Below are 25,321 nucleotides of genomic sequence, written 5' to 3'. Positions count from 1 at the left end.
TCCTCGAAGCGAGGCCGGGGCGTCGGTGCGGGAGAACTCAGGCGTTGATCAGGCTGTCGATCACCGAGAAGAACATGCCGAGACCGTCGTCGCTCGGGCCGGTCAGCGCCTCGGTGGCGTGCTCGGGGTGCGGCATCAGGCCGACGACCCGGCCGTTGGCCGAGGAGATGCCGGCGATGCCGCGCTGCGAGCCGTTCGGGTTGTCGCCCGCGTAGCGGAACACCACGCGACCCTCGCCCTCGAGCTCGTCGAGCACCTGCTGCGACGCCTGGTAGCGGCCCTCGCCCGACTTCAGCGGGATGAGGATCTGCGCGCCCTGCTCGTAGCGGGAGGTCCAGGCGGTGTTCGTCGCCTCGACCTGCAGCCACTCGTCACGGCAGATGAAATGCAGGCCCTCGTTGCGGGTCAGCGCGCCCGGCAGCAGCCCGGCCTCGCACAGCACCTGGAAGCCGTTGCAGATGCCGAGCACCGGCAGGCCCTGACCGGCCGCGCGCACGACCTCGCCCATCACCGGCGCGAACCGGGCGATGGCGCCGCAGCGCAGGTAGTCGCCGTAGGAGAAGCCACCGGGCACGATGACCGCGTCGACACCCTTGATGTCGGCGTCGGCGTGCCACAGGCTCACGGCCTCGGCGCCCGCCAGCTTCACCGCGCGGGCGGCGTCGACATCATCGAGCGTGCCCGGAAAAGTAATAACGCCGATGCGTGCGCTCACGAGACCCGAACGACCTTCCAGTCCTCGATCACCGTGTTGGCCAGCAGCGCCTCGGCGATCTGCTCAAGCTCGGCGTCGGAGACACTCTCGTCCACCTCGAGCTCGAATCGCTTGCCCTGCCGCACATCCGAGATTCCAGCGAATCCCAGACGCGGGAGCGCGCCGACCACGGCCTGTCCCTGGGGGTCCAGGATCTCGGCCTTCGGCATGACCTCGACCACGACTCGTGCCACGCGTTGCTCCTCATGTGGTGTGGGGGGTTACCTCGGAAATCCTAGTTGACCCGGCCGTCGTACCCGCCTTCCGGGGTAGCGGCGGCTGTGTTCGATGGCGCCGACCCCCGAGGGCCCTGCGTGGCCACACTCCGCTTCCGCCTCCGGGCCCACCGGGATCGGCGGCGATAGCATCGGGTATGCGCATCGCCCACTTCGGTCATTCCTGCATCCTCGTGGAACTGCACGGCGTGAAAGTGCTGTTCGATCCCGGCACCTTCGCGCACGGCTTCGAGGGCATCACCGGACTGGACGCGATCGCGGTGACCCACCAGCATCCCGACCACATCGATCCGACCCGGATCGAGGCGCTGATCGAGGCCAACCCGACCGCCCGCCTGCTGTCGGACCCGCAGACCGCCCAGCAGCGCGGCGAGGGCTGGGAGCCGGTCTCGGCGGGCCAGGTGCTCGACATCGGCGACCTGCAGATCACCGGCGGTGGCGGACGTCACGCCGTGATCCACCCGGACATCCCGGTGATCGACAACACGGTCTTCCAGCTCGGCACCGCGGCCGATCCGGCCCAGCTGGTGCACCCCGGCGACTCGCTGTGGGTGCCGCCGGTCCCGGTCGGCGTGCTCGCCATCCCGGCCGTCGCGCCGTGGATGCGGATCTGGGACACCGTCGACTACCTGCGCGCGGTCAACCCCCGCACCGCCGTCCCGGTCCATTTCGGGATCGTCGAGCCGGCGGCGCAGGGCATCTACTTCGGCAGGCTGACCGAGATGGCCCCGGCCGGAACCGAATTCCGGGTGATCCAGCCGGAGGACCAGGCGCAGTTCTGATCAGCGGTAGGTGCTGAGGAACAGCGCCTCGGCCAGCGCCATGTGCTCGATCTCGGTCGGGTCGACGCTCTCGTTGGGCGCGTGGATCAGGCACTTCGGCTCCTCGACGCCGATCAGCATGATCTCGGCCTTCGGATAGGTGTCGGCGAAGACATTGCACAGCGGGATCGAGCCGCCCTGCCCCTCGGTGGTCACATGCCTGCCGTAGGAGGTCGCCATCGCCTGCTCCAGCGCCGAGCGCGCCGGCCCCTGCTCGGAGGCGACGAACGGCTCGCCGAGCGCCTCCACCTCGATCTCGAGCTGGGCGTTCCACGGCAGGTGCGCGCGCAGGTGCTTCTCCAGCAGGTCGAGGGCCTGTTTGGGTTCGGTGCCCGGCGGGATGCGCAGGTTGAGCCGGGCCCTGGTGCTCGGCTGGATTGCCGCCGACGATCCGACGACGGCGGGCACGTCCATGCCGAGCACCGTCAACGCGGGCCGGGCCCACACCATGTCCGAGACGGTGCCGCTGCCGAGCAGGTCGACCCCGTCGAGCACGCCCGCGTCGGCCCGGAAGTCCTCGACCGGGTACTGCACGCCGGTCCACTTCTGATCGTCGGTGAGCCCGTCGATGGTGGTGTTGCCGTGTTCGTCCCGCAGCGACGAGAGCAGCCGGATCATCGCGGCCAGCGCGTCCGGCGCCGGGCCGCCGAACATGCCCGAGTGCATCGGCCCCGCCAGCGTCTTCACCGTGACCACGACATTGACGTTCCCGCGCAGGGTCTGGGTGAAGGTGGGCACGCCGACCGCGAAGTTGCCGCAGTCGGCCACCAGGATCACGTCGGCCGCGAGCAGGTCGGGATTGGCGACGACGAACTTCTCCAGCCCGCCGGTGCCCTGCTCCTCGGAGCCCTCCGACACCACCTTGATCCCGATCGGAAAGTCCGGCCCGATCGCGCGCAGGGCCGTCAGGTGGGTGACGATATTGCCCTTGCAGTCGGCGGCGCCGCGGCCGAACCAGCGACCATCCTTGTCGGTGAGCGTCCAGACCGGGGTGTTCCAGGCGTCGTCGCCCAGCGGCGGCTGCACGTCGTAGTGGCAGTAGAGCAGCACCGTCGGTGTGCCGGGCGGGCCCGGCTTGTGCCCGATGACGGCCTTGCTGCCGTCGGGCGTCTCGTGCAGGCCCACCTCGGTCAGTCCGGCCGCGGCGAAGGCGTCGGCCACCCACTGCGCGGTCTGCTCGCAGCCCTCGGGCGGGAACTGACGCGGGTCGGCGACCGATTTGAGCGAAACCAGCTCGGTGAGATCCTTTTTCGCCCGGCCCATCAGCCCGGCGATCGTGGTGCGCAACGCAGCCACTTCGGGGGTATCCGTCATCGCTCGCGCCTCACTTCGTGGTGTCGTCCAGCTTCAGGGTGTCGAGATGAGAAAGATAGTCCGACAGGCGATCCGGGCAATAGACGGCGATGGTGAGGGCCACCGCCTGGGTGGTGTCGCGCGGGCCGATCACCGGGCGCTGCCCCGGCCCTGCGGCGCCGTTGGTGATCGAGGCCTGGTATTTCGCCTTGATCAGCGGCGAACTCGGATCCTGGCAGACCGAGCCGCCGTCCTCGCCGAGCGCGTCGGCGATCACCTGCGGCTCCGGTGCGGGCAGGCCCGCCGCGACCAGATTGTTGTGCAGCTGTTCGGCTTTGGTGGTGGCCTGGGTGCTCTCGCGGATCTCGCTGAAGGTGAGCAGGCCGATCAGGGCGAAGACCACCAGCAGCACACCCGCGGTGATGTAGATCCAGCGGCGCTTGTGTTCGGGGGCGTCTCCGGTCGTCATACCTGCTCCCCTTCCGGAACGGCGAGTTTCCAGCTGTCCCTGCGATTTCGGTAGAACAGGTACGGGATCAGCAGACCGACGACGCCCATGCCGCCGCCGACGATGAGCAGATACACCCACGGACTGCCCGCACCGAATTGCGAGGGCGGCACGAAGCCGATCGCGAAGGCCGCGATCGAGGACGCGGCGCCGAGACCGCAGAGCGCGAACAGGGCGGGCGCCCGATAGCCGCGCGGATGATCCGGATCGTCGCGGCGCAGTTTGGCGGCCGCCGCGAACATCAGCACGTACATGATCAGATACACCTGCGTGGTGATCACCGACAGAATCCAGTACGCGCTGGAGACATTCGGGATGAAGGCGTAGAGCAGCGCGATGAAGGTCGTGAACACGCCCTGCGCCACCAGCATGTTCTGCTGCACGCCGTGCTTGTTCATCGTGGTCAGCCAGGGCGGCAGATACCCCTCGCTGCGCCCGATCAGCAACAGTCCCTTGGACGGTCCGGCCAGCCAGGTGAGCATGCCGCCGACCGCGGCCGCCACCAGCGCGATGCCGACGATCGGGGTGAGGAAGCCGACGCCGAAGTGGCTGAAGAAGCCGTCGAACGCCTGCATCACACCGGCCGTGAGACTCAGGCTGGCGGACGGGACGACCCAGCTGATCGCCAGCGCGGGCAGGATGAAGATGACCAGCACCAGGCCCATCGCCAGGAACATCGCCTTCGGGAATTCCCTGGCCGGGTTCTTCAGCGACGACACGTGCACCGCGTTCATCTCCATGCCCGCGTAGGACAGGAAATTGTTCACGATCAGCACCAGGCTGGCCAGCCCGGTCCAGGCGGGCAGCAGGTGACTCGAATCCATCGGCGCCGCAGACGGATTACCCTGCGCGAGAAACACCAGACCGAGCACCACCAGCACGGTGCCGGGAATAAGCGTGCCGATCACCAGGCCCATACTCGACAGCCCGGCCACCGTCTTGGTGCCCTGCGAGGACACGTAAACGCCTGCCCAGTACACGGTGATGATCACGATCGCCACATACAGGCCGTTGGACGCCAGCGACGGATCGATGATGTAAGCGAAAGTACTTGCCACATAAGCGAGCAAGCTCGGATAGTAGAAAATCGTCATGGCGAACTGACACCAGACGGCGAGAAAACCGAGCGGCTTGTTCAGCCCGTCCCCGACCCATTTGTAGACGCCGCCCTGCCAGCCCGAGGCGAGTTCCGCGGCGACCAGCGAGGTCGGTAGCAGGAACAGAATCGCGGGAATGATGTAGAGGAATACACAGGCGAGTCCGTAGACCGCCATCGTGGGCGCCGAGCGGAGGCTGGCCACCGAACTCGTGGTCATCAGCGCCAATGTCACCCAGGACAAATACTTCGTCGTCGTCGCGGCTTTCGTCGCGGAGCCCGTCATCAGCGCTGCCTCCTGCTGTGGATGCACAACTAGCGGAAACCCTTGACCAACTGCCCAAGCATAGTAACTGTTCAGCATCCGCCAAGTAGGCTCGAATCGAGGGCATACGCTATGTAATCGTTGCAGAATGCCATCAGAGCTATCACCTGGCAGTGCAGCTCCTGACTGGAGGAACCGTGGCCGAGAATCTCCGATCCCAAGACCTTTTCAGCCTTCCCGGATTCACCCGCCCCGCTCCGCACGGCGGCTTTCCCGCCGCCGAACTACCCGGCGACGTCGCCTACGAGATCGTGCACGACGAATTGATTCTCGACGGCGTCGCGCGGATGAACCTGGCCACCTTCTGCACGACCTGGATCGACGATCAGGCGCGCAGGCTGATGGCCGAATCGATCGACAAGAACATCGTCGACAAAGACGAGTACCCGCAGACCGCCGAGCTGGAGAAGCGCTGTGTGCGCATGCTCGCCGACCTGTGGCAGGCCCCCGATCCCGCGGCCACGCTCGGCACCTCCACCACCGGCTCCAGCGAGGCCGCGATCCTCGGCGGCCTCGCGGCGAAATTCCGCTGGCGAGCCCGTGGCGGCACCGGCGTGCCCAACCTGGTGAGCGGCCCGGTCCAGGTCTGCTGGGAGAAGTTCGCCCGCTACTTCGACGTGGAACTGCGGCAGGTGCCGTTGCGCGCGAACCGCTACACCCTGCACCCCGACGATCTGCCGAAATACTGCGACGACAACACCATCGCGGTGGTGCCGACCTTCGGTCAGACCTTCACCTGTCTGTTCGAGGACGTCGCGGCCATCAGCGCCGAACTGGACCGCATGCACGCCGCGGGCGGCCCGGACATCCCGATCCACGTCGACGCGGCCAGCGGCGGCTTCCTCGGCCCGTTCACCGCGCCGGAGCTGGTGTGGGACTTCCGATTGCCCCGGGTGAAATCGATCAACGCCTCCGGGCACAAGACGGGTCTCGCGCCGCTCGGGGTCGGCTGGGTGATCTGGCGCGAGGCCGCCGATCTCCCCCGCGAGCTGGTCTTCGACGTGGACTACCTCGGCGGCAACATGCCCACCTTCAACCTCAACTTCTCCCGGCCGGGCGGGCAGGTGATCACCCAGTACTACGACTTCATCCGGCTCGGCCGCGAGGGCTACACCCGCGTGCAGTCGGCGATCTATCTCGTCGCCCGGCACTTCGCGAAAGGCCTGGCCGCGGCCGGCCCGTTCGAGCTGATCCACGCGGCCGAACCCGATCGCGGGATCACCGCGGTCGCCTGGCGGCTCACCGAGGGCGCCGACTACAACCTCTACGATCTGTCCGATCGGCTCCGCGCCCGCGGCTGGCTCATCGCCGCCTATCCGCTGCCCGCCGACCGGCAGGACGAGACGATCATGCGCGCGGTGTTCCGGCACGGCTTCACCGTGGACATGGCCGAACTCCTGCTCGCCGATATCCGGCGCGGTCTGCGCCAGCTCGAAGACAACCCGTGGCGGACCCCACTGACCCGCGAGCAAGCGGGCGGGTTCACCCATGACGCCGCGCCCGAAGTGGCTCTGCCGCACACCCAGCCGTGACAGAGGGCCACCGTCGCGCGCCTGATCGCCGACGCGCGCGACGGTGGCCGGTCAGGCAGCCCTGGCCGCGGTGAACGGCTCCCAGCGGTACACGTCGCTGCGGGCGCCGTGGTACAGCGCCAGGTCGACGGCGTCGAGCATGGCCTGGCGCGGGCCCGAACGCTGCAACTGCGCGGCCGAGATCGCCAGCCGCAGCACGCCGCCGCGCCGGGCGGTGCGCGCCGCGCCCATCACCAGCGCCCGGCACCACCACGGCTCGGCACGGAATCCCTCACCGATTCCGTACACCCGGGCGCGCTGGGCCACATCGCGTTCCAGATCGAGGACGGCGGTCAGGCCGAGCGCGAGCCGGAAGCCGACATCGGGCAGCGCGGCCAGCGCGCCCGCCGAAGCGTCCCAGCGCGGCGCGGCGAAGAGCCGGGTGCGCAGTTGCACCTGTTCCATCACCCGGTCGGCCGCCTTGAGCCGCAGCGTTGCCTCGTGCCTCGGCAGGCTCGCGAACTCCGCGCGACGGGTCTTGGTGGCCGCCTGGTCGTAGCCGTGCAGCACGATCGCGTCACCCTCGAGCCGCCTGCCGCGCAACCACGACTGCGTCGCCGGATCGTCGACCAGCCGGTACTTGTTCTTCAACCGGGGCGCGACCAGCAGGGACAGCCGCACATCCCGCTGGTCCATCTCCGCCGCGAACTCGATCGCGGCGTCGCGGGTCGTGTCCCGGATCCCGGATACGGAAACGATCAGCTCAGCGTTCATGAACCTACGGTGTCAGCCCCAGGTGACACCCGCGTGCTCCACCGATGACGCCCCGACGAACATCCGCGCACGCCTCACCACCGCTGCCAGTGCAGTGTTTGCGCGCGAGGCACGCGCACCGCCGGCCTGAAATCCGTGCCGATCGTGTAGGCCAGCGGCAGGAACGCGGCGAGCATCACCTCGTCATACGGGACATCAAGGGCCGCAGCGAGTTCCCGCTCCAGCGGTGCCTGCGCGGTGGTCCACACCGTACCGAGCCCCCGTACCCGTGCGGCCAGCATGAAGCTCCACACCGCGGGCAGGATAGAGCCCCAGGTCCCCGCCTGGATCTCCACCGACGCGCGATCGGTGCGTCCCTCCACCGCCGGGATCACGAACGCGGGCACCCGGTGGATATTGTCGGCCAGGTACCGCAGGCCGTCGAAGACCCGGGCCGTGGACCCGGGATCCACCTGCATCCGCTCCCGGTCCCGCGCCGTCAGCGGCGCCGCCTCCCCCAGCACCAGCGACCGCCGGAAGATGTCGGCGAGCACCCATCTGCGCCGCGCGTCGGTGACGACCAGGAAATGCCAGCGCTGGCGATTGCGCCCGGTCGGCGCCTGGGTGGCCAGGTCGACGCACTCCTCGATCAATTCGCGCGGCACCGGCCGATCGAAGTCGAGTCGCTTGCGCACTGCCCGGGTGGTGGACAACAGCTGGTCGGGGGTCAGATCGAGGGTCATGCGGGCTCCTAGCGCCGAAGAATGGAGACACCCGCCCGAGGAGTGCCATGCCCTACTTCCCCCGCCTCGCCGCCGAGCGCCCCGATATCGCCCTGTGCCGGGCCTCGACCGCCGTCGCCCGCGCCGCCGAAGCGCACGCGACCGCGCAGGGCCTCGGCGTCGGCCAGCACCTGGTGTTGAAGATGCTGGCCGAGGTCGGCGCCTGCTCCCAGCAGACGCTCGCGGTGGAACTGCGGATCGACCGCAGCGTCATGGTGACCGTCTGCGACGACCTCGAACAGTCGGGATACGTTCGCCGCGAACGCAATCCACTCGACCGGCGCTCCTACGCCGTCACCCTCACCGAAGCGGGCAGCGACCGGCTACGCCGGGCCGAAGCCGCAACCCCGGCCTTCCTGGACGACACCTTCGCCGCGCTCACCGCAGACGAACGCGCCCAGCTCACCACCCTGCTCGGCAAGCTCCTCGCTCCGCACCCCTGACCCACAGAAAACGAAACGAAGCGGGCCAGGAGCACTCACCCCTACGCGTCCGCCAGGCCGACCTTGTCGAGTACCCAGGCGTACTCGAAGCCGACTTCCTTCCACTTCTCGTAGCGCCCGCTCACGCCGCCGTGGCCGGCGCTCATCTCCGTCTTGAGCAGCAGCTCGCTGTCACCGGTCTTGGTGTCGCGCAGCTTGGCGATCCACTTGGCGGGCTCGACGTAGAGCACGCGGGTGTCGTTGAGGCTGGTGATGGCCAGGATGGCCGGGTAGTCCTTGGCCTCGACGTTCTCGTACGGCGAGTACGACTTCATGTACTCGTAGACGTCCTTGTCGGCCAGCGGGTTTCCCCACTCGTCCCATTCGATCACCGTCAGCGGCAGCGACGGGTCGAGGATGGAGGTGAGCGGGTCGACGAACGGCACGTTGGCGAGGATGCCGTTGAACAGCTCCGGCGCCAGGTTGGCGACCGCGCCCATCAGCAGACCGCCCGCGCTGCCGCCGTCGGCGATCAGCCGGTCCGCCGCCGTGGCCCCGGTGTCGATGAGATGGCTCGCGCAGGAGACGAAGTCGGTGAAGGTGTTCTTCTTCAGCAGCGTCTTGCCGTGCTCGTACCAGAGCCTGCCCATCTCGCCGCCGCCACGCACGTGCGCCACCGCGAACACCATGCCGCGGTCGAGCAGCGACAGCCGCGAGACCGAGAACGACGGATCGATGCTGGCCTCGTAGGAGCCGTAGCCGTAGAGCAGCGTCGGCTTCGGGCCCGCCGGGAGCCCGCGGCGCTTGATGATCGAGATCGGGATCCGGGTGCCGTCGTGCGCGACCGCCCAATCCCGGTGCTGTTCATAATCGTTCGCGTCGTAGCCGCCGAGCACCGGCTGCTCCTTGCGCAGCAGCAGCTCACCGGTGGCGGGCACGTAGTCGAACACCTGCATCGGGGTGATGAAGGAGGTGACGCCGACCCGCAGCGTCGGCTGCTCCCACTCGGGGCTGGAACCCGCACCGGCGGAGAACAATTCGAGCCCGAAGTCGAGTTCGGTGAGCTCGCCGTAGCCGTCGGCGGTGAGCGGCCACACCGACAGGCGGGGCAGCGCGTCGCGGCGGTAGCCGAGCACCAGGTGGTTGGCGAAGGCGTCGATGTCCTCGAGCCGCACGTCCTCGCGGTGCCCGATCAGGATCGTCATGTTCGACGGATCGGTGGCAGGCGCCTCGGCGAGCACGAAGTTCTCCGCCTTCACGCCGTCGACCACGTCGTTGTGCAGGATCAGGAAGCGGTCCTCGCCGCCGATCACCGCGTGCTCGGCCGAGTACTCCACGCCCTCGCGACGCTCCAGCAGCACCCGGAACTCGCCCTCGGGATTGTCGGACTCCAGCACCCAGCCCTCGGTGGTGATCTTGGAGCCGAGCCAGATCATCAGGTACTTCTCGGAGCGGGTCGCGCCGACACTGACCCAGTAGCGCTCGTCGGGCTCGTGGAACACCGTCACATCGGCGTCGGACGCCGTGCCGACGCGGTGCCGCCACACGGTGTCGGGCCGCCAGGACTCGTCGACGGTCTGATAGAAGATGTGCGTGCCGTCCAGCGACCAGGTCGCGCCGGGGGCGGCGCCTGCCACCTCGTCGGGCAGCAGCTCACCGGTGCGCAGATCCTTGATCCGCAGGGTGTAGCGCTCGTCGCCGGTGCTGTCGACCGAGTAGGCCAGCAGCGTGCCGTCGTGGCTGAGCGAGAACGCGCCGAGCGCGAAGAAGTCCAGGCCCTCGGCCAGGACGTTGCTGTCGAGCAGCACCTCCTCGCCCTCGATCACCGTGTCGACCTCGAGCTGGGGCGGGGTCCACGCGTCGATGCCGTCGACGTTCGCGTCGATGGGACAGCGGCAGTGCACGCCGTACTGCTTGCCCTCGAAGCTGCGCGAGTAGTACCAGAACTCGCCGAGCCGGGTCGGCACCGAGAGGTCGGTCTCCTGGGTCCGCGCCTTGATCTCGTCGAAGATCTTGTCCCGCAGCGGCTGCAGCTGGTCGGTCTGCGCCTCGGTGAAGGCGTTCTCGGCCTCCAGGTACGCGATGACCTCGGGGTTCTCCTTGTCCCGCAGCCACTCGTACTCGTCGACGAACGTGTCGCCGTGATGCACCCGCTCGAAGGGCACCTTCTTCGCGATCGGCGCCGACACCGTCTCATTCTCGCCAGCCATGGGTCCACCGTAGCCGGACCTTTGCGGCCGGGCCCGCCAACTCGGCCGGGGCGGCGGCCGGGCCGGGCCCGCTCGGTGAGTATTTCTGCGCATGTGCGCGTGGCGGCGAGTGCGTAGCCTGCTCGCATGGGGATGCGGTACGCGGTTCGATCGTTCGTCGTGACTGTCGGGGTGGTGCTGGCGGCAGGGTCCGCGGCGATGACACCGGCGACAGCGTGCGCGTGCGGCGGGGTGGTCAGCGGCGGAAACTCGGCGCGGGTCGACAGCGAGACGGCGGTGCTGGGGTGGGACGGCACCCGCGAGACCGTGCTCATGCGCCTCGGCATGCGGTTCGACGGCGCCGACGCGGCGTTGATCGTGCCGACGCCGACTCCGGCGACCGTCTCGGCGGGCACCGCGGCCTCGTTCAGCGAGCTGTCGCGGCTCACCGCGCCCGAGGTCGTCACCGAGTACCACTGGTTCGGCAGCGACTACTCCTCCGGCGACACCTCGGGCGCCGCGCCCGGTTCCGGGCCCGAGGTGCTGGGGCAGGTGCAGCTCGGCCCGCTGGAGGCGACCACCCTGCGCGGCGGCGACCTCACCGGCGTCCGGGAATGGCTGGATGCCAACGGCTATCAGCTCCGTCCCGAGGTCAGCGCCACCCTCGACCCCTATCTCCGCGAGGGCTGGTCCTTCGTCGCGATGCGGCTGACCAGCGCGAAGCCGCTCTCCGGCGCGCTCGATCCGGTCCGGTTGACCTTCGACTCCGACCGGCTCGTGTATCCGATGCGGATGTCGGCCGCCGCCACGGGACACCAGTCGGTGCACCTCTACGTCTTCAGCGACCACCGGGTGACGCGCACCGACGCCGACACCGCCGGCCAATCCAGCATCACCGAATTCGCCGCCCCCGTCGCCGAACTCACCGATCCCGACCTGACCGCGCTCGCGGCGGGCCGGACCTACCTCACCGAGCTCGCCGTCTCCATCCCCCGGCCCGCGACCATCACCACCGATTTCGCCTTCGGCCCCGCCGCGAACGACGACATCGTCCGCGATCGGGTGGTGAGCCGGGAGTACGTCGAGATCCTGGGCTTCCCCGCGGGTTACGTGCTGCTCGTCGCCGGGCTCTCGGTGATCGGCGTGATCGCGGGCGTCGTGCTTCGGCGCCGGACCGGATAGCCCGGACGCACCGCGGCCCGGCTCTCCGGCTGGTAGCCGTCGAACCGGGCCGCGGGGAAGAACTCTCAGGCCCCCAGTGCGGGACCGATGGTCGGCCAGGAGGCGTGCAGCGCGTCCTGCCAGTAGGACCACGAGTGGGTACCGACCGGGTGGTAGTCGATCTTGGCGCCGATCCCGGCACCGCGCAGGCGCTGGTCGAAGGCGACCATGCAGGTGTTGACGCCCAGTTCGATCGGGCCGCCGAGGAAAATGTTCTCCGCCAGCTGCGGCTTCAGTTCGGCCTCGTGCGGGCCGGGGATGCCGGTGCCGGTGGACATGTAGAGCGCCTTGCCACGCAGCCCCTCGAGCATCAGGGCCGGGTCGTGCGAGGCCCACTCGGGGCTGCCGGGCGCGCCCCACATGTTGAGCGGGTTGCCGCCGCGGTTGGCGATGGAGAACATGATCGCGCCCGCCGCCATCGCGCTGTCGGGACACGCGCTGTAGCCGGCGACGGCCCGGTACAGCCCGGGGTGCCGCGCGGCCAGGATGTAGGCCGCGTTACCGCCCATGGACAGGCCGCCGATGCCGTTGACGCCGTTGCCGCCGAACTCCGCGTCGATCAGTCCGGGCAGCTCCTGGGTCAGGAAGGTCTCCCACTTGTACCGGCCGAAGCGCGGGTCGTCGGAGATCCAGTCGGAGTAGTAGCTGGCCTGCCCGCCGGTCGGCATCACCACGTTGACGTTCTTGTTCCGGAAGAAGGCCTCGGCGTCGGTCGCGTTGGTCCAGGTGCTCTGGCCGACGCCGGGATCGAGGCCGTCGAGCAGGTAGTACGTGGGGCGGGAGCCGCCGCCCGCCGGGTGCAGGACCTGCAGGTCGACGTTGCGGCCCATCGCGGGCGAGGCGACGGTGATCGCCGTGCGGGTGGGGCTGAGGTTGTTCACCCCGATGATCTGCGCGGCGGCTGCGGGGGCGGGGTGCACCACCGTGGGTCCGATCACCGCGATGGCGAAAGCCAGCACTGCAGCAGCAACACCTGTACGACGCACGATCCACCCTCCATAACCGCATGCCAATGACAGTCCAAAGTAACCCAGAGGTGAACGAACTGGAAGCATTCGGCGTTTCGGGCGTTTCTTCAGCAAACTTACCGGTATGCAATGCCCGGTTCGCCCGAAAAGGCAGGTCAGCGGGACAGCGCGCCGCGAATCGAGCCGGCCAGGTAATCGAGATCGGCGCGGGCGGGCGAGGTCGGCCGGGCCCGCAGCCCGAAACCGTCGCCCGGCGTCCGCGGGATCACGTGCAGGTGCACGTGGAAGACTTCCTGCCCGGCCGTGACCCCGTCGGCGAGAAAGAAATTCACCCCGTCGGCGGCCACCTCACTGGACCGCAACGCGGCGGCGATCCGCTGCCCGACCTGGAACAGCTTGCCGCCGAGAGCGGGATCGAGCTCGGCCAGGCTCGGCGCGGCCGCCTTCGGCACCACCAGCACATGGCCCGGCGTCACCGGACGGATGTCCATGAACGCCAGCACATCATCGTCCTCGTAGACCTTGGAGGCGGGCGCCTGCCCGGCGATGATGTCGGCGAAGATCGTGTACGGATTCACCCGAGTACGGTAGCGAAACACCGCACGGACCCGCCGTGCGATCGCCCGCCGCCGGTGCCGCCACAGCGACAGCGGCGGGCTGATCCGCACCGGGACTCAGAGAATCGGCGACGGCGTGTAGCGCGCGGCCGCCGGATTGGCCTCGACCAGCTTCTGCACCTGGGCGACGACCTCGGCGACCTGATCGGACGCGGCGCCGATGAACGCGGACTTGTCGGCCAGCGCGGCGTCGAGCGCGGCGCGGTCCAGCGGCATCCGGTCGTCGGCGGCGAGCCGGTCGAGCAGGTCGGGCTCGCGGCCCTGCTCGCGCATGGCCAGCGCCACCGCGACAGCATGCTCCTTGATGACCTCGTGCGCGGTCTCCCGGCCGACCCCGGCCCGCACCGCCGCCATCAGGATGCGGGTGGTGGCCAGGAACGGCAGGTACCGGTCCAGCTCGCGGGCGACCACCGCCGGGTAGGCGCCGAACTCGGCGAGCACGGTCAGGAAGGTCTCCATCTGGCCGTCGATGGCGAAGAACGCATCCGGCAGCGCGACGCGGCGCACCACCGAGCAGAACACGTCGCCCTCGTTCCACTGTGCGCCCGCGAGCTCGGCCGCCATCGAGCCGTAGCCGCGCAGCACCACCTGCAGGCCGTTGACGCGCTCGCAGGAGCGGGTGTTCATCTTGTGCGGCATCGCCGACGACCCGACCTGGCCGGGCTGGAAGCCCTCGGTGACCAGCTCGTGGCCCGCCATCAGCCGGATGGTGTGCGCGAACGACGACGGGCCAGCGCCCAGCTGCACCAGCGCCGAGAGCACGTCGTGGTCCAGCGAGCGCGGGTACACCTGGCCGACGCTGGTGAAGACCTTCGCGAAGCCGAGGTGCGTGGCCACCTGCTGCTCGAGCGCGGCCAGCTTGCCCGCGTCACCGTCGAGCAGGTCGAGCATGTCCTGGGCGGTGCCCATCGGGCCCTTGATGCCGCGCAGCGGGTAGCGGTCGATCAGCTCGCGCAGCCGGGTCAGCGCGACGAGCACCTCGTCGGCGGCCGAGGCGAAGCGCTTGCCCAGCGTCGTGGCCTGCGCGGCGACATTGTGCGAGCGGCCGGCCATCACCAGCGTCTGGTACTCGGCGGCGCGCTCGGCCAGCCGGGCCGCGATGGCGACACCGTGGTCGTAGACGTGCTCGAGCGAGAGCCGGATCTGCAGCTGCTCGACGTTCTCGGTGAGATCGCGGCTGGTCATGCCCTTGTGCACGTGCTCGTGCCCGGCCAGCGCGTTGAACTCCTCGATGCGCGCCTTCACGTCGTGGCGGGTGACCCGCTCACGCTCGGCGATCGAGGCCAGGTCGACGTGTTCGAGCACGCGCTCGTAATCGTCGAGCACTCCCGCGGGGACATCGATGCCGAGTGCCGACTGCGCCCGCAGCACCTCGAGCCACAGCTTGCGCTCGAGCACGATCTTGTTCTCGGGCGACCAGAGCGCGACGAGCTCCGGGCTGGCGTATCGGGTGGCGAGGACGTTCGGGACAAGGCTCACGAACACTCAGTCTAGTTGCCGCGCCCGTTCCAGCTGCTGGGGCATCATGTTGGGCACCACCGGCGGGGCGACGATGTCGATCATCTCCAGCAGACCGGCCCGTGCGGGCCGCCTCGGCTCCGGGTGCCCCTCGATCAGCGCGGCGACCACGGCGCCGTCCACCACCGCGACCAGCCTGCGCAACTGCTCGGGGCGCACCACTCGATCGGAGCGGCGCAGCACGTCGGCGAGCAGTTCTTCGAGCTGCGTGCGTAGTCGGAGCTGGACCTCGCGTAACTCGGGATGACGAGCCGAGGCGACCGAGCGCTCGTAGCGGGCGATCAGCTGACCGCGCGCGTCCAGATCGCTGTCGTCGGGGCCGACCAGCAGGTCGAGAACGAGGTCGACGGTCGCGTCGGTACCGCGCCTGCGATGGCTGACCTCACCGACCCGGCGACGCATCGCGTCGAGCTCGATCGCGCCGCTGAATTCCACGGCCCTGGCGATCAGATCTTCCAGGGATTCGAAGTAGTAGGTGGTCGAGGCGAGCGGAAGATCGGCCCGCGACGCCACCGAGCGATGTCGTACAGCGTCGAAGCCGCCTTCGAGCAACAGTTCAGCCGCCGCCGCCACCAGGGCCTGGCGACGCCGTTCGCCTTTCGGGGTCGTCGCGGTGGTCACCGTGCCATCGTGCCAGTCATCATCAGTTCAACCGTGCGCAATCGTCATCGGGGAAACGCGGGAAATCGGGATAACTGAGTTTTACCGCATCCCGGCACGGAAGTGTTCGTACTAGGCAAAGTTGTTGTCGCACATCACTGTTGACAGCGGTGCCGATCAACCCTTCAGGAACCTTCCCAACCGGTCCAGTGCTGCGGCGATGTCGTCGCCCGAGCCCGCGAAGGAGAAGCGAACCGTGCGAATGCCGTGCACGGTGTCGAAGTCGAGACCGGGTGCCAGCGCGACGCCGGTGTGCTCGAGTACCTCAGCGCACCAGGCCCGGGAATCGTTGGTCAGATGACCGATATCGGCATAGGCGTAAAACGCGCCGTCGGCGGGGGCGAGTTCGGTGATGCCGATACTCGGCAGGCCCTCCAGCAACAGCGCGCGGTTGCGCGCGTACCGGCGCACGTGGCCGTCCAGCTCATCCTTGGCTTCCGCGCCGAACGCGTGCACGGCGGCGTACTGGGAGATGGCGGGCGGGCACACCGTCATGTTCGAGGCCAGCCGCTGCAGCGCCGGGCGCAGGTCGGCCGGGGCCAGCATCCAGCCCAGCCGCCAGCCGGTCATCGAGAAGTACTTCGACACCGAGCCGATCACCACCGCCTGCCGGGAGGTCTCCCAGGCCGACGCGGTCGGCGTCGCGTCGTCGAAGGTGATGCCGTGGTAGATCTCGTCGGAGATCAGCAGGGTGCCGTGCTGCTCGCACCAGCGCGCCAGCGCGGCCAGCTCGGCCGGGTCGATCATCGTGCCGGTCGGGTTGGCCGGGCTCGCTACCACCAGGCCGGCGGGCGGCTCGGGCAGGGCTTCGAGCATCGCCACCGTCGGCTGGAACCGGGTCTGCGGGCCGCAGTCGAGTTCGACGACCTCGCAGCCGAGCGCGGTGAGCGTGTTCCGGTAGGCGGGGTAGCCCGGCCGGGCCACCACCACGGTGTCGCCCGCGTCGAACGCGGCCAGGAAGATCAGCGTGAACGCCCCCGACGAGCCCGTGGTCACCACGACCTCGTCCGGGTGCACGTCGTACCCGTAGGTCCGCCGGTGGTGCTCAGCGATCGCCTCCCGCAGCGGCAGGATCCCGAACGTCTCGGTGTATCCGAGCAGCTCGTCGTCGATCGCCGCCTTGGTCGCCCGCAACACCGGCGCGGGCGCCTTGGTCGATGGCTGCCCCGCCGCCAGCACCAGCACGTCCCCGTGCGACCTGGCCCGTTCCGCGGCCGCCTTCCACACATCCATCACGTAGAAGGGGGGAATGGTCGACCGGTGCGATTCTCTGGACACCCGACTGACGGTAGAGCACCCGATTGCGGGCGTTGACAGATATGGTCGGCACAATGGCTCCGACAGCGAATACGCAGCCACCGGCGCAGCGGGTCAGGCCGCGTCGGGGCAGGGCCGCGGGGGCACCATGGAGTGGGTAAGGACGGCGGGGCGAGTGCGGCGGACGAAGGCGGACACGGTCGATCGTGCCGCCGCGTCGCCGGTCGAGGACGATGCCGAGACAGCCGCGGGCGGGACTCGCGAGCGGGCCGCCGCGGACCGCGCCGGTTCCGCGGTCGGGGAAAGCCGCGAGCCGGAGGGGGACCCGTCGGTCCGCGACCGACCCGGCGATACGGACTCCGCGTCTCCGGAATCCCTTGGTGCCGAAGACAACTCGGAGCCGACCGCGAGCAAGCGCGTCGTCGGCATCAACGGCCGTGTGCTGCGGGCGAATTGGCGTGCGCAATTGCCGGCGAAAGTCGGTGCGCGCGAGCGCGTGACGACCTGGCTCGGCGAGCATCCGACGGTCGGTGCGATCGCCGGGGAACTGCGCGACGGCGATGTCCGCACGGTGTTCTGGCTGCGCCCCAAGGCGCGGGCCGAGGCGCTGTGGGAGCGGCGGCCGAGCCGGGATCTGGTGCGGCGGACACTGATCGAGCAGCGCGTGCTGATCGCGGGCGTGGCGATCGTCGCGGTGTTCGTCGCGGCGGACGGGCGGATCGGCGGCGATGTCGAAGGCGGCCCGCTGGCCCCGGGTGAGGCGCAGCGCGTCGCGATCGCCTACGTCCCGGAACTCGCGCCGAATCCGCAGTCGACGACGCGCCTGCTCGCCGCCATCGCCAACGGCGAGAAGCGGCGCGAGGCGGCGGTGGTCGCGGCGGCGGCCCGCGCCACCCTCGAGCGCGCGAAGGCCGAGGCGGCGGCCGCGGCCTCGGGCGAGTGGCAGGACTGGATGGGGACGCGGGCGCCGGTGGTCCCCGGCGTCGTGACGCCCGGGTCGACCCCCTCCATCGGCGGCTTCAGCCTGCCCGCGAAGGGCGCGTTCACCTCGGGTTTCGGCTCCCGCTGGGGCACCATGCACCGCGGCATCGACATCGCCGCCCCCATCGGCAGCCCCATCTACGCCGTCGCCGACGGCACGGTCGTCGAAGCGGGGCCGGCCCAGGGCTTCGGCCTGTGGGTCCGCATCCGCCACGACGACGGCACCATCAGCATCTACGGCCACATGTACGACTTCTTCGTCTCCCCCGGCGAACGCGTCCCCGCGGGCATGCAGATCGCCCGCATCGGCAACCGCGGCGACTCCACCGGCCCCCACCTGCACTTCGAAATCGTCCAGAACGGCAACCACGTCGACCCCCAGGCCTGGCTCGCCATGCACGGCCTCCAACTCACCTGACCCGAAACCACTCCGGACCAGAATCGCCGCACACCCCTTGATGATTCGCCTCTCCTACGGCCGACAATGACGCAAAACCACGATCGAGAATTGAATCTGCAACGGCTTCGCGAGCAGATCAATCGAATCGAGTCGGGCACCGAAGACATCGCCGAAGCCGCCGCGGCGGCACGAGCGAAGGCCCGCGTGCAGGAGGCGGAGGAACCGGCGAAGCCGACCTGGTCCGGATCGAATTATCCCGGGATGCCCGAGGGGGACGACTGGCTGGCCGATGTGCCGGCGCAGTATCGGGACGGTACCGGCGGCTTCGAATTGCGGCTTGCCCACGACCTCGCCGCCGTCGGAGTTCGCTGCTATCGACTCACCGACCTCGACAACTACGCGGGGACCGATCCACAAGCGATTCCGGTCTACACGGACTGGCTCGCCAACCTGGACGAGAAGATTCCGGGACCCGAAACACGGCACCGGGAGGGTATCCGGGCTCATCTGCTGCACAATCTCGCCGATCCGGCCGCGTACGGGGATCAGGACGCGATCGCGGCACTGATCGCCCAGCTGCGGCGGAATCCACCCATGCCGTCCGATGTGCAGTGGTGGGCGGCAGAAGCACTGGACAAGATCGCGGGCCCGCAGAACTATGCCGAGATCCTGGCACTGTTCCACGAACTGACCGACGACAACCCACGGGCCGCGCTGCTCCCCTACCTCGGGCGATCGAAGACACCGGAGGCCATCCAGATCGCCGTCGACGCACTCGCTGATCGCGGCACCCGCCAGTGGGCTGTGCAAGCCCTCATCCTCGCGGAAGCCGACGGCACACTGCCGCTCATCGCCCGCTACGCCGACGACGAGAGCGAGCAGGTTCGCACCTGGGTCCGCACGGCGATGGAACAGCTCGAATGATGTGGAGGAACTACCCCTTGCGTTCCGGGACGACGACCTCGGTGGCGCCGATGTCGGTGCGGAAGTGGCTGCCGGGCAGCTTGATCTGGGCCAGGCGGGCGTAGGCGCGTTCGCGGGCCTCGGCGAGGTCGGCGCCGACGCCGACGACGTTGAGGACGCGGCCGCCGGCGGAGACCAGCGCCTTGTCCTCGCGCTGCCCGGTGCCCGCGTGCAGCACCAGCGTGTCGCCTTCCAGCGCACCGTCTTCGGCGCCGGTGATCACGTCACCGGTGCGCGGGCGGGAGGGGTAGTTCTCGGCGGCCAGCACGACGGTGATCGCCGAGCCGTCCTTCCAGCGCGGGGGCTCGACCTCGGCCAGGCGGCCGGTGGCGGTGGCGTGCAGCAGCTCGGCGAACGGGCTGTCCAGCAGGGCCAGCACGGCCTGGGTCTCAGGATCGCCGAAGCGGCAGTTGAACTCGACGACCGCGGGACCGTTGGTGCCGACGGCCAGGCCCGCGTACAGCAGGCCGGAGAACGAGCTGCCCCGGCGGACCAGCTCGGCCGCGACCGGCTTCACCACGTCCTCGACGATCTCGGTCAGCGTCTCCTCGGGCAGCCACGGCAGCGGGGTGTAGGCGCCCATGCCGCCGGTGTTGGGGCCGGAGTCGCCGTCGCCGACGCGCTTGTGGTCCTGGGCGGGCAGCAGCGGGACCACGGTCTCGCCGTCGACCAGGCAGAACAGCGACACCTCCGGGCCGTCCAGGAAGGACTCCAGCAGCACCGGGTGCCCCTGTTCGAGCAGCTCGGCGCCGTGATCGCGGGCCGCGCGGCGGTCGTCGGTCACCACGACGCCCTTGCCGGCGGCGAGGCCGTCGTCCTTGACCACCCAGGTGGGGCCGAAGCGGTCGAGCGCGGCGTCCAGGTCGGCCGGGTTGTCGACGATCTCGCTGTGCGCGGTCCGCACACCGGCGGCCGCCATCACGTCCTTGGCGAACGCCTTGGAGCCCTCGATCCGCGCCGCGTCACCGGACGGGCCGAACACCGGGAATCCGGCGGCCCGCACGGCGTCGGCGATCCCGAGCACCAGCGGCACCTCGGGCCCGATCACCACGAGGTCGGCGGCGACGTCGGTCGCCAGCGCGACCACGGCCTCGGCCGAGCAGGGATCGACGGGACGCAGCTGGGCGTGCTGGCCGATGCCCGGATTACCGGGGGCGGCGATCACCGCCGTCACCGACGGATCCCGGCGCAGCGCCAGGACGAGGGCATGTTCACGGGCTCCGGAACCGATGACGAGTACGCGCACGCGTGACAGATTAGTCGCGCACTTCGCACGTACTTCGCACGCCCCGGCTTGCTGCCCGGTCGGGATATCCGGCGGCGGCCGCCCGACCGCGACGGCTCATCCGTGCCCGCTCCCGGCACCGGGAATTCACTCGCACACGCCACCCACAGCGGGTTCGCTTGGGGGACAATGATGCTGGGTCCCCGGCGGCCGGGGAACGCGCGAGGGGAGCACGGCATGGGACTACTCGACGGCATGATGGGCAACGCGGGCCGGATCGACCCGGCCGCCGCCCAGCAGGAGTACGCCAAGCTGTTCGGCCAGGGTGAGCAGGTCTATTCGGCCTTCATCCTGGTGCGCGACGCGATGCTGTTCACCAACCGCAGGCTGATCCTGGTCGACAAGCAGGGCGTCACCGGCCGCAAGGTCAGCTACCACTCCATCCCGTATCGCTCGATCACCCATTTCGCCGTCGAGACCGCGGGCACCTTCGACCTCGACGCCGAGCTCTACATCTGGATCGGCAGCGGGAACGAGCCGGTCAAGCAGCGGTTCAACCGCCAGGTCGACATCTACGAGGTGCAGGGCATCCTGTCGCACTTCGTGGCGATCTAGCTAGGCTCGCCGCTATGGCATCCGTCTTCAGCGCGATCATCGCCGGACAGCTTCCCGGCCGCTTCGTCTGGGAGGACGACGAGTTCGTCGCCTTCCTCACCATCGCCCCCGTCACCCAGGGCCACACCCTCATCGTGCCGCGCGCCGAGATCGACCAGTGGCAGGACGTCGACCCCGCCGTCATGGCGCGGATGACCGGCCTCGCCCAGCAGATCGGCCAGGCCGTCCGCCTCGCCTTCGACGCCCCCCGCGCCGGCCTGCTCATCGCCGGCCTGGAAGTCCCCCACCTGCACACCCACGTCTTCCCCGCCTACACCATGGGCGACTTCGACATCTCCGGCGCCGACACCGCCCCCACCCCCGAGTCCCTCGACGAGGCCCAGGCCAAGATCAAGGCCGCCCTCCGGAAACTCGGCTACGAGGCCAACGTCCCGGCCTGAGGACGGCGGGGCGCTCAGGGTCCGGGTGGGGTCAGTTCGGTGACTGTTCCCAGGAAGCTCGTCACGTACAGGGCGTCGGGGTTCCAGCCAGGGCCCGCCCCGAAGCGGACCGACGAGGACAGCGGGAGCCCGTGGGCGATCGCGCAGCTCTGCCGGGTATCCAGGTCGACCCGCTCGATCCGGCCCGCGAGGTTGAGCGCCACGTAGGCGGTGCCGTCCGGCCCAACGGTCAGGTCGTCCGCCGAGTTCAGCGGGCCGAAGCCGGGGATGACGGTCTGCGGGGCGGGCCGGGCGGGATCGGCGTAGTCGACGAAGGTGACCACCGTCGCCGGGTCGAAGGTCGTCGAGACGACGAGTCGGTCGCGCGCGCGGTCGAAGGCCAGACCGTTGGTGGAGGTGAGCGACGGCGCGTAGGGCGCCGTCGCGCCCGATGCCGAGACTCGCGTCATGGAACCGGTGCCGACGTCCTTGCTGACGATGAAATCGCCGTTCGGCAGTTGGGCCAGGCCGTTCGGCATCGTCAGGTCGGTGGCGACCGTGGTCACCGCGCCGGTGGCGAGGTCGAGTGCCCGAATTGTCCCGTCCGCGCGGCCCATCAGCGCGGCCGAGACGCTGTTTCCGGTGGTGAAATAGGCCGTGTCGCCGACGACGAGGACGCCGCCGGGCCCGTCGACATCGCCCACGGCGACCGACCTCGTGCCGTCGGCGGCCAGGCGCCGCACCGATCCGCTCGCGCCGGTGGCCGATTGCTCCGACAGCAGAACGTTGCCGCGGCCGTCGAACGCGAGGTTCTCCAGCACGCCGTAGCCGGTCGCGATGGTCCGCGTCGTCCACTGCGCACACGATTCGGGCGCGGCCGCGGCTCGGCCGGGCACGATCAGGACGGTGGCCGCCGCGATGACCGCCGAGACGCCGGTGGCCAGGGACGTCGGACGAAAGCTGTGCATCGGCTCTTCCTGGTTGCTCGCCGGTCCCCCACCCTAAGCCGACCGGATCGCGCGCGAGCGCGGTTCCCGGATTCCGGCCGAAACGGGGAAGGCCCCCGACCGCGCGCCAACGCAGGTCGGGGGCCGGACCGGCCGGGATCGCGCCGCTACTGCGTGACGCAGTGCGGGGGCGGGGCGGGGCTCCAGCTGCCGATGCAGCCCGCGGCGAAGTAGGCGAGCAGGTCGATCACGGCCGAACCGGTCTGCAAGACGACCGGCTGGGCGGTCGCGGGCTGGGCGGGCTGCGCCGGGCTCGCGGTGGCGAGCCCGGCGGAGGCGGCGCCGATCGCGGTGACCGCGGCGGCGAGGATGGCGAAGCGTTTCACGAGGATCCCTCTCGAACAGGTACGCCGGTGTTCGGCGTGCGAGTGAGCCTAGTGAGAAACACCACTGTTTCGGAGTGGATCGATCGCCCCTGCTTTCTTGGGCATGACCGGCCGTCACACAGCCTTTCGATCAGAGCACGGTGCAGGCGAAGTCGCGATCGAACGAGCCGGCGCTTCCGGTGCCGGTGGGGAGATTGCGGGTGGCGTCCGCGATCGCCTCCCCCGGGTTCACCCCTTTACCGAAGCCGACGATCGGGAACCCCGCGACGATCGCGAGCGGACTCGTCACGACCGCACCGCAGCCGTCCGCGAACGTCACCATCGTCCGGCAGTCGATGATGCCCTGACCCTTGCACGCCCGGTCGGCGGCCCGAACAGCGTCGGCTTCCGTCGGATGGTTGACCGAGAACGCGTAGACATTGCCCCACGTGCTGAGGGAAACGGCGCCCCAGTTGACCGGTTCGGCGGTGGCGGGCGGTGCTGCGACAACGGCTGCGGCACTCACCGAGAGCACCGCAGCCGCAAAGGACTTCTTGAACATGGGGAACGACTTCCTCTGCGCGCCGGCTGGTGCGGCGATCGCATGGAAGATACCGCAGCACATAGACGCGAGGTGGCCCCAAAAGTCTTGGGGTCACGGCCGATATTCCTGCCCGAGGACGATGCCGTCGCGCACCACGAACGACAAAGAACCCGACCCGTTGGACGGGTCGGGTTCTGCGAGAGCCCCCTGTCAGGATTGAACTGACGACCTTCGCTTTACAAGAGCGGTGCTCTACCACTGAGCTAAGGAGGCGGGTACGAACAGGCGCCCCGGAGGGCAGCGATCATCATAGCGGGACGCGGCAGCCGCGTGGCATCGGTAGAGGTGCCACGCGGCCGTCGCGCTCAGCGATGTCCCGGCGCAGTATCGGTGTTACTGCTCAGGACTGGGCGCGGGCCGCATCGTCGGCGGCCATCGCGTCACGCAGGCTCTTGGGACGCATGTCGGTCCAGTTCTTCTCGACGTACTCGACGCACGCGGCCCGGCTCTCTTCGCCGAACACGACACGCCAACCCGCCGGGACCTCCGCGAAAGCGGGCCACAGGGAGTGCTGCTCTTCGTCGTTGACCAGAACGAAGAAGCGGCCGTCCTCGTCGTCGAAGGGGTTGGTGCTCAATTTCACCTCACTGGATACTGGCGCTGTGTACGGGATCGCTTCGGGGTGCGAGGCCCCGGGCGTTGTGTCGACCCTAGCAAGGCTGACGTTACTGGTAGGTGGTTACCTCAGCCTCGGCGGTCAGACCGCGAAGAAATCGAGGAGGATCTTGTTGACCGCCTCGGGGCGTTCCAGGTAGCCGTAGTGGCCGGTGTCCGGGATTTCCTGGTACCTGGCGCCGGGGATGGCGTCGGCGACTTCCCGCGACAGATAAGGCGGAATCATCCTATCATCGGCGAAGCCAATTGCCAGACAGGGCACCGTGATTGCGCGATAGGCGGCCACCCGCTCGAACTCGTGGTCCATCGCCCGCTGGGCGCGGATGCCCGGGGTCGCGGGCCCGCCGGTGAACTCGAACAGGTCCAGCCAGTCGCGGGCGGCATTGGTGTCGGACATGGTCGCCGGCGACAGATTCATCACGGCGGTGAGCGCCGCCTCGAATTTGGCGGGCAGCTGCACACCGGCCGCGTCGAGGTCCTGTTCACCGGCCGACAGCGTCTTCTGGAACTGGTCCAGCCTGCCGTGACCGGCCATGAACACGGCCTTGCGGACCAGGTCGGGGCGGGCCAGGGCCAGTTCCTGGGCCACCCGCGCGCCCATCGAGGTGCCCGCGACCAGGGCCGGACCCTCGCCGAGGAACTCGATCAGCGCCGCGGTGTCGGCGACCAGTTCCTCGATCCGCATGCCACCGGCCGCCTCGTACGACGGCGCGATACCCCGGTTGTCGAAGGTGCACACCCGGTACCCGGCCGCCACCAGCGCGGGCACCTGATGGAGTTCCCACACCCGGCCCGGCGATCCGGTGCCCATGATCAACACCACCAGCGGACCGCCGCCCTTGACGTCGGTGCCCTTGGTACGGTCGCCCTTGACCTGATAGTTCAGTGCGATGCCGTTCACCGTGGCCACTGGCATGAAACAAACCTCTCTGCGGGGTGGAGCTGTCCGACACTCACGGTAACGGGACCGCCACGACCCTGCACCGGGGTGGGGTGATCGGGTCGGGAGTTCATCGGCCGTGCACAGGCGACCGATAGTATTGACTACTCGCACGCAGAGCGTTTGGAAACCGGGAGGACGAACCACTATGGCCGCCAAGAGCAGCGCCAACGACATCGCCGACGACGAGCTCGAGCCACTGGCCGACGAGACCGCTCGCCAGGCACAGCGGGTCGTCGCGGCGTACGCCGAAGACGCCGACGAGTGCCGGATGCTGCTGTCGATGCTCGGCATCGGCCCCAGCTGACCCTCCTGA

28 protein-coding genes and 1 tRNA gene are annotated in these 25,321 nt (G+C 69.3%); 9 read left to right on the top strand and 20 right to left on the bottom strand.

Annotated elements, in window-relative coordinates:
* Positions 1–37: 37 nt before the first annotated feature.
* Both purQ and purS read right to left on the bottom strand, forming a co-directional pair.
* Positions 38–715, bottom strand: a complete 678-nt coding sequence (gene purQ, locus AB0H54_RS16725) for a phosphoribosylformylglycinamidine synthase subunit PurQ (protein ID WP_355270938.1) — start codon at positions 713–715, stop codon at positions 38–40.
* Positions 712–948 (bottom strand): phosphoribosylformylglycinamidine synthase subunit PurS, encoded by a 237-nt coding sequence (purS, locus tag AB0H54_RS16720; RefSeq protein WP_022565847.1) that lies wholly within the window; start codon positions 946–948, stop codon positions 712–714. Before purS ends, purQ begins: the two co-directional genes overlap by 4 nt.
* 179 nt (positions 949–1,127) lie before the next feature.
* On the opposite strand from purS, the gene AB0H54_RS16715 reads away from it, so the two are divergent.
* Entirely contained in the window at positions 1,128–1,772 is a 645-nt protein-coding gene (locus AB0H54_RS16715; protein WP_355270937.1) for an MBL fold metallo-hydrolase, read from the top strand.
* Here the strand turns inward: AB0H54_RS16715 and AB0H54_RS16710 are convergent, their stop codons facing one another.
* From AB0H54_RS16710 to AB0H54_RS16700, 3 genes are read right to left on the bottom strand one after another with little or no spacing between them, the layout of a single operon-like run.
* Positions 1,773–3,125, bottom strand: a complete 1,353-nt coding sequence (locus tag AB0H54_RS16710; RefSeq protein ID WP_357346297.1) for a dipeptidase — start codon at positions 3,123–3,125, stop codon at positions 1,773–1,775. It abuts the gene before it with no gap.
* Between the two features lie 10 nt (positions 3,126–3,135).
* The gene (locus AB0H54_RS16705) at positions 3,136–3,573 is read right to left on the bottom strand and encodes a hypothetical protein (protein WP_357346296.1); all 438 of its coding nucleotides are present in this window, start codon (positions 3,571–3,573) and stop codon (positions 3,136–3,138) included.
* Complete coding sequence (locus tag AB0H54_RS16700; protein ID WP_355270933.1) at positions 3,570–4,994, bottom strand: APC family permease; 1,425 nt, start codon at positions 4,992–4,994, stop codon at positions 3,570–3,572. Before AB0H54_RS16700 ends, AB0H54_RS16705 begins: the two co-directional genes overlap by 4 nt.
* Positions 4,995–5,170: 176 nt before the next feature.
* Here AB0H54_RS16700 and AB0H54_RS16695 point away from each other — a divergent pair, with 176 nt between their 5' ends.
* Entirely contained in the window at positions 5,171–6,565 is a 1,395-nt protein-coding gene (locus tag AB0H54_RS16695; RefSeq protein WP_355270931.1) for a glutamate decarboxylase, read from the top strand.
* A gap of 51 nt (positions 6,566–6,616) precedes the next feature.
* Here AB0H54_RS16695 and AB0H54_RS16690 read toward each other — a convergent pair whose 3' ends face one another.
* Positions 6,617–7,318 carry a DUF2334 domain-containing protein gene (locus AB0H54_RS16690; RefSeq protein ID WP_357346295.1) on the bottom strand — a complete coding sequence of 234 codons (702 nt, stop codon included), beginning with the start codon at positions 7,316–7,318 and terminating at the stop codon, positions 6,617–6,619.
* A 74-nt stretch (positions 7,319–7,392) separates the two neighbouring features.
* Positions 7,393–8,040, bottom strand: coding sequence for a nitroreductase family protein (locus AB0H54_RS16685; RefSeq protein ID WP_357346294.1), 648 nt, complete (start codon positions 8,038–8,040; stop codon positions 7,393–7,395).
* Positions 8,041–8,087: 47 nt separating this feature from the next.
* Between AB0H54_RS16685 and AB0H54_RS16680 the strand changes: the two genes are divergently transcribed.
* Complete coding sequence (locus tag AB0H54_RS16680; RefSeq protein ID WP_357346293.1) at positions 8,088–8,522, top strand: MarR family transcriptional regulator; 435 nt, start codon at positions 8,088–8,090, stop codon at positions 8,520–8,522.
* A gap of 41 nt (positions 8,523–8,563) precedes the next feature.
* Here AB0H54_RS16680 and AB0H54_RS16675 read toward each other — a convergent pair whose 3' ends face one another.
* On the bottom strand, positions 8,564–10,711 hold the full coding sequence (locus tag AB0H54_RS16675) for a S9 family peptidase (protein ID WP_357346292.1): 2,148 nt from the start codon (positions 10,709–10,711) through the stop codon (positions 8,564–8,566).
* Between the two features lie 198 nt (positions 10,712–10,909).
* Between AB0H54_RS16675 and AB0H54_RS16670 the strand changes: the two genes are divergently transcribed.
* A complete protein-coding gene (locus AB0H54_RS16670; RefSeq protein WP_357346291.1) occupies positions 10,910–11,872 on the top strand; it encodes a DUF2330 domain-containing protein in 963 nt (320 codons plus the stop codon).
* Between the two features lie 65 nt (positions 11,873–11,937).
* Here the strand turns inward: AB0H54_RS16670 and AB0H54_RS16665 are convergent, their stop codons facing one another.
* The 5 genes from AB0H54_RS16665 to AB0H54_RS16645 all read right to left on the bottom strand — a co-directional run bounded on the left by AB0H54_RS16665 (position 11,938) and on the right by AB0H54_RS16645 (position 16,952).
* Positions 11,938–12,870, bottom strand: coding sequence for an alpha/beta hydrolase family protein (locus AB0H54_RS16665; RefSeq protein WP_355270922.1), 933 nt, complete (start codon positions 12,868–12,870; stop codon positions 11,938–11,940).
* A gap of 164 nt (positions 12,871–13,034) precedes the next feature.
* Entirely contained in the window at positions 13,035–13,457 is a 423-nt protein-coding gene (locus AB0H54_RS16660; RefSeq protein WP_355270920.1) for an HIT family protein, read from the bottom strand.
* A 96-nt stretch (positions 13,458–13,553) separates the two neighbouring features.
* The gene (gene purB / locus AB0H54_RS16655; protein ID WP_357346290.1) at positions 13,554–14,975 is read right to left on the bottom strand and encodes an adenylosuccinate lyase; all 1,422 of its coding nucleotides are present in this window, start codon (positions 14,973–14,975) and stop codon (positions 13,554–13,556) included.
* Positions 14,976–14,981: 6 nt separating this feature from the next.
* Positions 14,982–15,635, bottom strand: a complete 654-nt coding sequence (locus AB0H54_RS16650) for a TetR family transcriptional regulator (RefSeq protein ID WP_218718730.1) — start codon at positions 15,633–15,635, stop codon at positions 14,982–14,984.
* Between the two features lie 156 nt (positions 15,636–15,791).
* Positions 15,792–16,952: a pyridoxal phosphate-dependent aminotransferase gene (locus AB0H54_RS16645; protein ID WP_357346289.1), complete on the bottom strand. Its 1,161-nt coding sequence runs from the start codon at positions 16,950–16,952 to the stop codon at positions 15,792–15,794.
* Positions 16,953–17,538: 586 nt separating this feature from the next.
* On the opposite strand from AB0H54_RS16645, the gene AB0H54_RS16640 reads away from it, so the two are divergent.
* Positions 17,539–18,330, top strand: coding sequence for a M23 family metallopeptidase (locus AB0H54_RS16640; RefSeq protein WP_355271717.1), 792 nt, complete (start codon positions 17,539–17,541; stop codon positions 18,328–18,330).
* A 90-nt stretch (positions 18,331–18,420) separates the two neighbouring features.
* The gene (locus AB0H54_RS16635) at positions 18,421–19,236 is read left to right on the top strand and encodes a HEAT repeat domain-containing protein (RefSeq protein WP_357346288.1); all 816 of its coding nucleotides are present in this window, start codon (positions 18,421–18,423) and stop codon (positions 19,234–19,236) included.
* A 10-nt stretch (positions 19,237–19,246) separates the two neighbouring features.
* Here the strand turns inward: AB0H54_RS16635 and purD are convergent, their stop codons facing one another.
* A complete protein-coding gene (gene purD / locus AB0H54_RS16630; protein WP_357346287.1) occupies positions 19,247–20,521 on the bottom strand; it encodes a phosphoribosylamine--glycine ligase in 1,275 nt (424 codons plus the stop codon).
* Between the two features lie 216 nt (positions 20,522–20,737).
* On the opposite strand from purD, the gene AB0H54_RS16625 reads away from it, so the two are divergent.
* Together AB0H54_RS16625 and AB0H54_RS16620 are read left to right on the top strand one after the other, a co-directional pair.
* Complete coding sequence (locus AB0H54_RS16625; protein WP_355270903.1) at positions 20,738–21,115, top strand: PH domain-containing protein; 378 nt, start codon at positions 20,738–20,740, stop codon at positions 21,113–21,115.
* A 14-nt stretch (positions 21,116–21,129) separates the two neighbouring features.
* Positions 21,130–21,555 carry an HIT family protein gene (locus tag AB0H54_RS16620; protein WP_357346286.1) on the top strand — a complete coding sequence of 142 codons (426 nt, stop codon included), beginning with the start codon at positions 21,130–21,132 and terminating at the stop codon, positions 21,553–21,555.
* Positions 21,556–21,569: 14 nt separating this feature from the next.
* Here the strand turns inward: AB0H54_RS16620 and AB0H54_RS16615 are convergent, their stop codons facing one another.
* The 6 genes from AB0H54_RS16615 to AB0H54_RS16590 all read right to left on the bottom strand — a co-directional run bounded on the left by AB0H54_RS16615 (position 21,570) and on the right by AB0H54_RS16590 (position 24,981).
* On the bottom strand, positions 21,570–22,502 hold the full coding sequence (locus tag AB0H54_RS16615; RefSeq protein WP_357346285.1) for an SMP-30/gluconolactonase/LRE family protein: 933 nt from the start codon (positions 22,500–22,502) through the stop codon (positions 21,570–21,572).
* Positions 22,503–22,648: 146 nt separating this feature from the next.
* Positions 22,649–22,867: a hypothetical protein gene (locus AB0H54_RS16610; protein WP_357346284.1), complete on the bottom strand. Its 219-nt coding sequence runs from the start codon at positions 22,865–22,867 to the stop codon at positions 22,649–22,651.
* A gap of 130 nt (positions 22,868–22,997) precedes the next feature.
* Positions 22,998–23,372: a DUF4189 domain-containing protein gene (locus AB0H54_RS16605; protein ID WP_357346283.1), complete on the bottom strand. Its 375-nt coding sequence runs from the start codon at positions 23,370–23,372 to the stop codon at positions 22,998–23,000.
* A 219-nt stretch (positions 23,373–23,591) separates the two neighbouring features.
* A tRNA-Thr gene (locus AB0H54_RS16600) sits at positions 23,592–23,663 on the bottom strand.
* A 127-nt stretch (positions 23,664–23,790) separates the two neighbouring features.
* Positions 23,791–24,027, bottom strand: coding sequence for an MbtH family protein (locus AB0H54_RS16595; RefSeq protein WP_022565839.1), 237 nt, complete (start codon positions 24,025–24,027; stop codon positions 23,791–23,793).
* A 120-nt stretch (positions 24,028–24,147) separates the two neighbouring features.
* On the bottom strand, positions 24,148–24,981 hold the full coding sequence (locus AB0H54_RS16590) for an alpha/beta hydrolase (protein ID WP_355270883.1): 834 nt from the start codon (positions 24,979–24,981) through the stop codon (positions 24,148–24,150).
* Positions 24,982–25,153: 172 nt separating this feature from the next.
* Between AB0H54_RS16590 and AB0H54_RS16585 the strand changes: the two genes are divergently transcribed.
* Positions 25,154–25,312 carry a hypothetical protein gene (locus tag AB0H54_RS16585; protein WP_019044795.1) on the top strand — a complete coding sequence of 53 codons (159 nt, stop codon included), beginning with the start codon at positions 25,154–25,156 and terminating at the stop codon, positions 25,310–25,312.
* The last annotated feature ends 9 nt before the right edge of the window (positions 25,313–25,321 follow it).

The organism is Nocardia sp. NPDC050718 (genome assembly GCF_040654235.1).
Classification (GTDB): Bacteria; Actinomycetota; Actinomycetes; order Mycobacteriales; family Mycobacteriaceae; genus Nocardia.
This window is presented reverse-complemented; position numbering and strand designations above follow the sequence as displayed.

Bases quoted from the DNA above. Each gene is read 5' to 3' on its own strand.
- AB0H54_RS16715 (WP_355270937.1), top strand. From the start codon at position 1,128: ATGCGCATCGCCCACTTCGGTCATTCCTGCATCCTCGTGGAACTGCAC.
- AB0H54_RS16710 (WP_357346297.1), bottom strand. From the start codon at position 3,125: ATGACGGATACCCCCGAAGTGGCTGCGTTGCGCACCACGATCGCCGGG.
- AB0H54_RS16705 (WP_357346296.1), bottom strand. From the start codon at position 3,573: ATGACGACCGGAGACGCCCCCGAACACAAGCGCCGCTGGATCTACATC.
- AB0H54_RS16700 (WP_355270933.1), bottom strand. From the start codon at position 4,994: ATGACGGGCTCCGCGACGAAAGCCGCGACGACGACGAAGTATTTGTCC.
- AB0H54_RS16690 (WP_357346295.1), bottom strand. From the start codon at position 7,318: ATGAACGCTGAGCTGATCGTTTCCGTATCCGGGATCCGGGACACGACC.
- AB0H54_RS16685 (WP_357346294.1), bottom strand. From the start codon at position 8,040: ATGACCCTCGATCTGACCCCCGACCAGCTGTTGTCCACCACCCGGGCA.
- AB0H54_RS16680 (WP_357346293.1), top strand. From the start codon at position 8,088: ATGCCCTACTTCCCCCGCCTCGCCGCCGAGCGCCCCGATATCGCCCTG.
- AB0H54_RS16675 (WP_357346292.1), bottom strand. From the start codon at position 10,711: ATGGCTGGCGAGAATGAGACGGTGTCGGCGCCGATCGCGAAGAAGGTG.
- AB0H54_RS16670 (WP_357346291.1), top strand. From the start codon at position 10,910: ATGACACCGGCGACAGCGTGCGCGTGCGGCGGGGTGGTCAGCGGCGGA.
- AB0H54_RS16625 (WP_355270903.1), top strand. From the start codon at position 20,738: ATGGGACTACTCGACGGCATGATGGGCAACGCGGGCCGGATCGACCCG.
- AB0H54_RS16620 (WP_357346286.1), top strand. From the start codon at position 21,130: ATGGCATCCGTCTTCAGCGCGATCATCGCCGGACAGCTTCCCGGCCGC.
- AB0H54_RS16615 (WP_357346285.1), bottom strand. From the start codon at position 22,502: ATGCACAGCTTTCGTCCGACGTCCCTGGCCACCGGCGTCTCGGCGGTC.
- AB0H54_RS16590 (WP_355270883.1), bottom strand. From the start codon at position 24,981: ATGCCAGTGGCCACGGTGAACGGCATCGCACTGAACTATCAGGTCAAG.
- AB0H54_RS16585 (WP_019044795.1), top strand. From the start codon at position 25,154: ATGGCCGCCAAGAGCAGCGCCAACGACATCGCCGACGACGAGCTCGAG.